Source organism: Chromatium okenii (genome assembly GCF_016583745.1).
GTDB lineage: Bacteria > Pseudomonadota > Gammaproteobacteria > Chromatiales > Chromatiaceae > Chromatium > Chromatium okenii.
On record NZ_NRRQ01000030.1, the window covers coordinates 24,975 to 31,369 of the forward strand.

The 6,395-nt window shown below is 51.6% G+C and carries 8 protein-coding genes; 7 read left to right on the plus strand and 1 reads right to left on the minus strand.

The features are described from left to right. Positions 1-215: 215 nt before the first annotated feature. The 5 genes from CKO12_RS11230 to CKO12_RS11250 all read left to right on the plus strand — a co-directional run bounded on the left by CKO12_RS11230 (position 216) and on the right by CKO12_RS11250 (position 3,137). Positions 216-995, plus strand: a complete 780-nt coding sequence (locus tag CKO12_RS11230) for a hypothetical protein (RefSeq protein WP_200154836.1) — start codon at positions 216-218, stop codon at positions 993-995. A 30-nt stretch (positions 996-1,025) separates the two neighbouring features. After that, a complete protein-coding gene (locus CKO12_RS11235) occupies positions 1,026-1,307 on the plus strand; it encodes a hypothetical protein (RefSeq protein WP_242466311.1) in 282 nt (93 codons plus the stop codon). 99 nt (positions 1,308-1,406) lie between these two features. Further along, the gene (locus tag CKO12_RS11240) at positions 1,407-2,129 is read left to right on the plus strand and encodes a hypothetical protein (RefSeq protein ID WP_200154838.1); all 723 of its coding nucleotides are present in this window, start codon (positions 1,407-1,409) and stop codon (positions 2,127-2,129) included. Positions 2,130-2,285: 156 nt separating this feature from the next. After that, positions 2,286-2,837: a hypoxanthine-guanine phosphoribosyltransferase gene (locus CKO12_RS11245; RefSeq protein ID WP_200154839.1), complete on the plus strand. Its 552-nt coding sequence runs from the start codon at positions 2,286-2,288 to the stop codon at positions 2,835-2,837. Between the two features lie 21 nt (positions 2,838-2,858). Continuing rightward, a complete protein-coding gene (locus CKO12_RS11250; RefSeq protein ID WP_200154840.1) occupies positions 2,859-3,137 on the plus strand; it encodes a late competence development ComFB family protein in 279 nt (92 codons plus the stop codon). A gap of 29 nt (positions 3,138-3,166) precedes the next feature. On the opposite strand, the gene CKO12_RS11255 is transcribed toward CKO12_RS11250, so the two are convergent. Beyond that, positions 3,167-4,570 carry an HDOD domain-containing protein gene (locus tag CKO12_RS11255; RefSeq protein WP_200154841.1) on the minus strand — a complete coding sequence of 468 codons (1,404 nt, stop codon included), beginning with the start codon at positions 4,568-4,570 and terminating at the stop codon, positions 3,167-3,169. Between the two features lie 172 nt (positions 4,571-4,742). On the opposite strand from CKO12_RS11255, the gene motA reads away from it, so the two are divergent. Both motA and CKO12_RS11265 read left to right on the plus strand, forming a co-directional pair. Next, positions 4,743-5,600, plus strand: a complete 858-nt coding sequence (gene motA, locus CKO12_RS11260) for a flagellar motor stator protein MotA (protein WP_200154842.1) — start codon at positions 4,743-4,745, stop codon at positions 5,598-5,600. A 15-nt stretch (positions 5,601-5,615) separates the two neighbouring features. Then, positions 5,616-6,293, plus strand: coding sequence for a flagellar motor protein MotB (locus CKO12_RS11265; RefSeq protein ID WP_200154843.1), 678 nt, complete (start codon positions 5,616-5,618; stop codon positions 6,291-6,293). The last annotated feature ends 102 nt before the right edge of the window (positions 6,294-6,395 follow it).

Genomic DNA, 6,395 nt, shown 5'->3' on the forward strand with positions numbered 1-6,395 from the left:
GGGCAAAAAAAAGCGCGACGGTTGTCGCGCTAAAAAAATTACCACCAAAGGAGGAATGGAGGAATGCACTGAAGGGTTAAACTTCAGTACATCAGTAGTTTCTAATATAGGTGCGGGCTTGTCAAGCGTCGGCGCTGACAGTTGTGGTGGAACGAATAGCGTCGACGCAGTAGTGATATGATCAAACGACTTTTTAATGATATGGGGAATATGACATGATCAATAATAACTTTTATCGTGCTGGCACTTTTGGCATTTTAATTAGCTGGCTATTATTGTTTAACGTTGTATCTGCTGATCCTATTGTTGATTCAGTATTGGCGCAGGTGTATGAAGGGTATGATCAAAAAAATGCGTGTTGGCGAGCGCACGCCAATTTAGAAGGTGGTTATTGTTGCTTACAAGTCAAGCGTCAAGATCGCTTGAATACCTCCACAGAAGCACGGCTTTATTTATTGTTAGTTGGGCAGTGTTATGATAGCGAAGGCGAACTAGAAAGTGCGCATGTTAATAGTGGAATGGTGGGCGCATTGGTGCTTCAATTAAGCGATAAAGTGCGTGTTTTAGCAGGAAATCCCCTCATCCCAATGGGGTCTTATGGCGCAGCACCAGAAAAGTGGTCATTGGTTAAATTTGGTGCGAACGATCATTGGGGCTGGATTACTGAAAGCGGATATACTGGATATGGCGTCACAACGTCTTGGTATTCAATTTTGTTACCGCATGGTAAAGAAATTAGCGAAATAACTGTTCCATTTGGGTATGATGATTCAGGAAAATGCGACGAAGAAGATAAATCTTGTCGAGTCACTCTCATTGAAGGGACGCTTGAGATTGACAGCTCAAAAATCGAGGAAACGATGTTTCCACTTAAAGTACGGCTTGAAGGTAAAAAGAAGGGAAAACAGATGCCAGCAAAAACTTGGGTTTTCCCGTTTGATACAAACTCTTGGTCTTATCAAAAACCCAAAGGCTTTCCTGATTTAGACGGGTAATAACAAATGCCAACTCTGCGGGTTTTATTCATGCTTAAACAACTGTGCGTTGCTGCCCTTTTTGTCATTACCGGTACTGCTCGTGCTGGTATCCCACATTTCAATGTTTCTTGCCCCGGCAATTTAGACGTTCATGCAGACAAAGGTGGTGCTATTTATATCAATGGCAAAGAAACCAAGCTGAATAAAATCAACGCCAATTATTATGAAGCTACTGGTGCAGGCGTTACTTTATCAATCGCTATCAATCCAGATGGCTCAATTTTGGTTTCCTACACCGGCAAACACGGCATACATGGCATCTGCGAATAAACGGAGCCGCGCCTGTTAATCATCTAGTATTCACGACGTCCCGCTGATTTTTCCCGCTCAACCGGCTTTATCTTTATTAAATTTAGAAGAGAAACGATTATGCAGCATCAGCGCCACCGCGTTTCAACGACTTTCTTGCTCACCTTGGCACTCGCAGTGCCCGGTACCGTCTTGGCGTATGACGCGAAAGATGCTATCCGCGATTGCGAAATGCGGCTCCGCAGCGATTACGATTTGACTGATCTGCGCGACGCTCACGCCGTCCAATTATCCGGCGATAAAAATTATCGCGTTACCGGCAATACCAAAATTGACGGCGATAAATATCCTTGGACTTGTGACATTAAAAACCGGCGCATCGTTGCTGTTGATTACAGCAATAGCAATCGCCGCCATTCCCAGCGCAGCTCGCGCTCTGATGGCGGCACCCCCGAAGTCGCGCCGCGTCGCTCCGGTGAAGTGGAAGTGCGGATGCCCGGCGGTTGCACCGTGCTATATGACCGCAATGGCGAGTTGCGCAATCGCGGCAGCAGTTGCAGTTCAGATGACCGTCGCCGCGCTGATAAAGCTGCTGATGCTTATTTCCGCGATAAGCGTAACAGCGGACGTGACAATGAATACGCTCGCGGCGGTAGTAATGAGCAACCTCCAGAAATTATGATGGGCAGCAATGGTGAAGGCGAAGTGATCTTTAAAAATAACTGCGTCGTTTATTATAACCAACGCGGACGGCGCACCGAGGCATTGCCAAAGTGCAGCGATCGGCAGGTCAATAAAGCGGAACAAGCCATGCGTTCTTATCGCCGCGAGCAAGGCATGTAATTGTTTGAAACTGATGTGTGGCGCAGTGGTAAAACAAACGACTCATTAAATCGTTGTTAAACGAATGTCATAACATGAGATAGCAACATTTTAACTGCGCCGTTTTCAAAATAATCTGTTCTAAACAACTGAATCAGTTTTGGAGATTAAATATCAATGAAGATGAGTTCTTCACAATACGCCGCTGTCGCTGCTCGCGCCGATTGTTTGGTGACTGCTGCCGAAATGGAAACCGCGTTAGATCAGATGGCGGCGACCTTGACTGCGCACTTGGCGGGCAAAGACCCGCTGGTGCTGTGCGTGATGACTGGCGCAGTGATTGCCGCCGGGCTGCTGTTGCCCCGGCTCAATTTCCAATTGCGCGTCGATTACCTCCACGCCAGCCGTTATCAGGGCGCGACGCGGGGCGGCGCGTTGGCGTGGCAACATCGCCCCAGCGCGGCGATTCGCGGCGAGCATATTTTGGTGTTAGATGACATTTTGGATGAGGGCATCACGCTGGATCAGGTGGTGCAAGCCTGTCACGAAGATGGAGCGGCGAGTGTGATGTCGGCAGTGTTGGTGGAAAAACAACGCCCGCATCAGTGCCAAGCAGACGTGGTCGGAGTGGTGGTGCCAGATCGCTATCTTTACGGCTACGGGCTTGATTATAAAAACTATTTTCGCAACGCAGCGGGCATTTTTGCGGTTGCGGAAGCGGATATTTAGCGGCGAGATGGTGCCCCGGCAATGCTTTCAACGATCACCAATTACTATGAACGCCTCGTTTTAGAGCGACTGCACGAGCTGTTACTCCCCGACGGCACGGAGTTCGATGCGGATTATGTCGATGATTTGGCGTGTGTGGCGCTGAATTATTTGCCGCCCCGTTATATGCGGCACGGCGTTGATTTTGCGTCACATTTAACGGATGCGGAATTGCGCCAAATCCAAGATGAGGTCATCGACGCGGTGGGATTTGCGTTGATGACTACTCAACGTCGCACCACCGGGCGCGAGGCGGAATAAAACCACTCGCGCCGGGTAGCCGGTGCCGTTTAACGCGCCAGCGCCGCGCCTGCCGCGCTCACCAAGTGGCTGAAAGTGGCGTAACTGCGGGCATCAAGCTGACAACTGCGGCTGCGGCGGTCGGCGTACACGATGCCGATCACCTGCGTGCCGATCCACATTGAAGCAAAAAAACACTGGTCAATGCCGGTGAGTTCCAACAGCCCCGGCGGTAAACGCGGTGCCAGCGTGGCGCTGTTGTCCGCGTTGAGCCAGAGCGCAGTGGGCATCGCTAACAGTTCACTCATTAAGCTGTCGTCCTCAACCGTCACCCGAAACTGATTGAACAGCGGTTCAAAATCGGTGCCGACTAAATACTCGGCGCTCAGGGTGCGCAAACGCGGGTGATACCGCGCAAACACCACGCGATTGAGCCCCAAACCGTGATGCAGCGTGCGCACCAACAACGTCAACACTTCATCCTGCGTCAATGCGGGCGCGTCGGGGTGCCATGCCGCCCGGCAGGTGGCGATTTCGTCGGCACGCGGAGCCAGACAAAAGGCGACCGCCCACGACGTTGGCAATTCGGTGTTGCCATCAAGCGGCAATAATTTCAACGGCTTCAGTGCGTATTTTGCGGCAGAGTCATTAAATGCCACCAACACCGCATTGATGCGCCGTGCCAGTTCCGGCAGCTCCAGCGCCAGCAATTCTGCCGTCAAGCGTAAATCCGTCATCTGCGTCGGACGCTGCCAACCGGAAAACGCATGGCAAGCCACCTGCGTCGCCAGCATCACGCACAGCGTGCGCGGAAATTGCGCGTTTCTGGCGCGCATCGCCTCCCGCACCATCGCCGGCAATTGCCACTGTTGCGCCAGTTGATAGCCCAGCTCCTCCAAACTTTCGCCCAGCGAGAGATATTCAGCCTCGTGCGGCAGCAGATGATTGATCTCCACCAATTCCAGATACCGATTGATGCGCGGATCGCCGTGCGCGAGTAAAAACAGCTCGCCGAGGTGATTGAGCAGCGCCGCCAAACTCACTTCCGCCGGCAGCCGGTCGCGGTCGATCTCCGCCCAATCGTGCGCCAAAAATGCCGCCAGTACGGCGCGACCGGCACAGCGTTGATAAGACGCCAAGCGTGCCGGTGCCAATATCGCATCGGCGACGGGGGCGGCGGCTTCCAAATGCAGCACAGTTTGGGTGCCGAGCATGTGGACGGCATCTTCCAACATGGCGACTTCGGCGGTGAAATGACGATGGGGAACCGCGTTGGCGCGTTGCAACACCCGCAGCGCCAGTGCCGGATCAGCCATGACTGATGAAGCGATTTTGCGCAACGGAGCGAGGTCATCTGCCAACAGCGCGGCAAAATCACGGCGCGTCCACGCCAAAATCGGGAGTTCCTCCGGTGTTGCCTGCGCGGTTAGCGCGTCTAACCAGTTTGAATGCACAGTGATTTCTCCCCGTTAAATGATGTCATTAGGTTGCCTGAAAGTGTGATTCCTGTCACATAGAAGGTGCCCCAAAACTGCGGGTTAGGCTATGATTCGTCACTACCGGCGCTGGTGAGCACTTCATTAGCCAGCCGCTGAGTTGCCAACATGCTTCTGAGGACACAAACCCGTGAATCTGATCCTTGGCTCAATTATCGTTTTCGCATCCGTACTCGGTGGTTTTGCTGCTGGGGGCGGTCACATTGCCGCACTTTGGCAGCCGTTTGAATTAGTGATTATTTTAGGAGCGGCGCTCGGTGGATTTATTATTGCAAATCCGATGAGTGTCGTGATGGCATCGCTCAAAAGTATTCCCGCTTTAATCACTGGTTCTAAATACAAAAAAGCAGATTATCTCGATGCGTTGGGATTTATGTATGACCTGTTTACCAAAGCGCGTAAAGAGGGCTTGATGGGGATTGAAGGTGATATTGAAGAACCTGCCAACAGTTCCTTATTCCAAAAATACCCGCGCTTATTAAAAGATCATCATGCCACTGAATTTATTTCGGATTACATGCGCTTAGTTGTTAGCGGCAATATGAATCCGTTTGAATTAGATAATTTGATGGATATTGAAATCAACACCCATCATCACGAATCAGAAGCGGCCGCTCATGCGGTGCAGCGCGTCGGTGATGGTTTACCCGCGTTCGGTATCGTGGCCGCCGTGCTCGGTATCGTCCACACGATGGCAGCACTCGGCGGACCGATGAGCGAACTCGGCACATTGGTAGCAGCAGCACTGGTCGGTACCCTCAGCGGTATTCTCATCGCTTATGGTTTTGTCAGCCCGATTTCTACCGTGATGGAACGTTACGCGGCGGAGGAAACGCGCTTTTTGAGTTGTTTGAAGGCGTGCATTCTCGCCAATGTGCAGGGCTACAGTCCGCAAGTCGCGGTTGAGTTTGGGCGCAAAACGATGGGTTCGGATTTCCGTCCCAGCTTCGGCGATCTGGAAAAACATCTGCGCGGCAGCGGCGCGTAAGCGAGCACCTCCGACATGGCCATTGATAACAGCAAACAACCGATTATCATCAAAAAGATTTTCAAGAGCGGTGGCCATCACGGCGGCGCGTGGAAAATTGCTTTTGCTGATTTTGCGACCGCGATGATGGCGTTTTTCATGTTGCTTTGGATCATGGCCTCGACGACCAAGGAACAAAAAGCCGCTATTTCAACCTATTTCAACAATCCCTCAGCATTTGAAGGTGCCAGCACCGCACCATCGCAAGCACAGGGTGAAGGTTCAGGTGCCAGTCCGTCGTTGATTTCATTTGATGGCGCGATTGATATGGCTCCAGAAGCGCAACAGTCGGTATTGGATGCCGAGCAGGTTGACGCAGCGGCAATGGCGCTCGATCAAGCGCGGTTGGAGCAATTAAAAGAGGAATTGGAAGAGGCGGTGGAACAAAGCGCCACGCTGCAACCGTATAAAGAGCAGTTGTTAATTGACGTCACTTCGGAAGGATTGCGCATTCAGATTGTGGATAAAGAAAATCGGTCGATGTTTGATTCCGGCAGTGCGCAATTGAAAAGTTATACGGTTGAAATTCTCAAAGAGCTGGCGGCGATGATTAACAATGTGCCCAACCGCGTGAGCCTGACCGGACATACGGATTCGCACATTTTGGCGCGGCGCGGCATCACCAATTGGGAGCTAAACTCTAGTATTGCATAAAGTGCATTTTAGTGCATTATAGCCACATGGAAAACACAATCAGCACAGGCAAAGCCGCCGCGTTACTCGGCATTTCCGTCAAAACCCTGCAACGCTGGGAAC

Coding starts and splice junctions, on each gene's coding strand:
- CKO12_RS11250 (WP_200154840.1), top strand. CDS start 2,859: ATGCTTTCAACGATCACCAATTACTATGAACGCCTCGTTTTAGAGCGA.
- CKO12_RS11230 (WP_200154836.1), top strand. CDS start 216: ATGATCAATAATAACTTTTATCGTGCTGGCACTTTTGGCATTTTAATT.
- CKO12_RS11245 (WP_200154839.1), top strand. CDS start 2,286: ATGAAGATGAGTTCTTCACAATACGCCGCTGTCGCTGCTCGCGCCGAT.
- CKO12_RS11240 (WP_200154838.1), top strand. CDS start 1,407: ATGCAGCATCAGCGCCACCGCGTTTCAACGACTTTCTTGCTCACCTTG.
- CKO12_RS11265 (WP_200154843.1), top strand. CDS start 5,616: ATGGCCATTGATAACAGCAAACAACCGATTATCATCAAAAAGATTTTC.
- CKO12_RS11235 (WP_242466311.1), top strand. CDS start 1,026: ATGCTTAAACAACTGTGCGTTGCTGCCCTTTTTGTCATTACCGGTACT.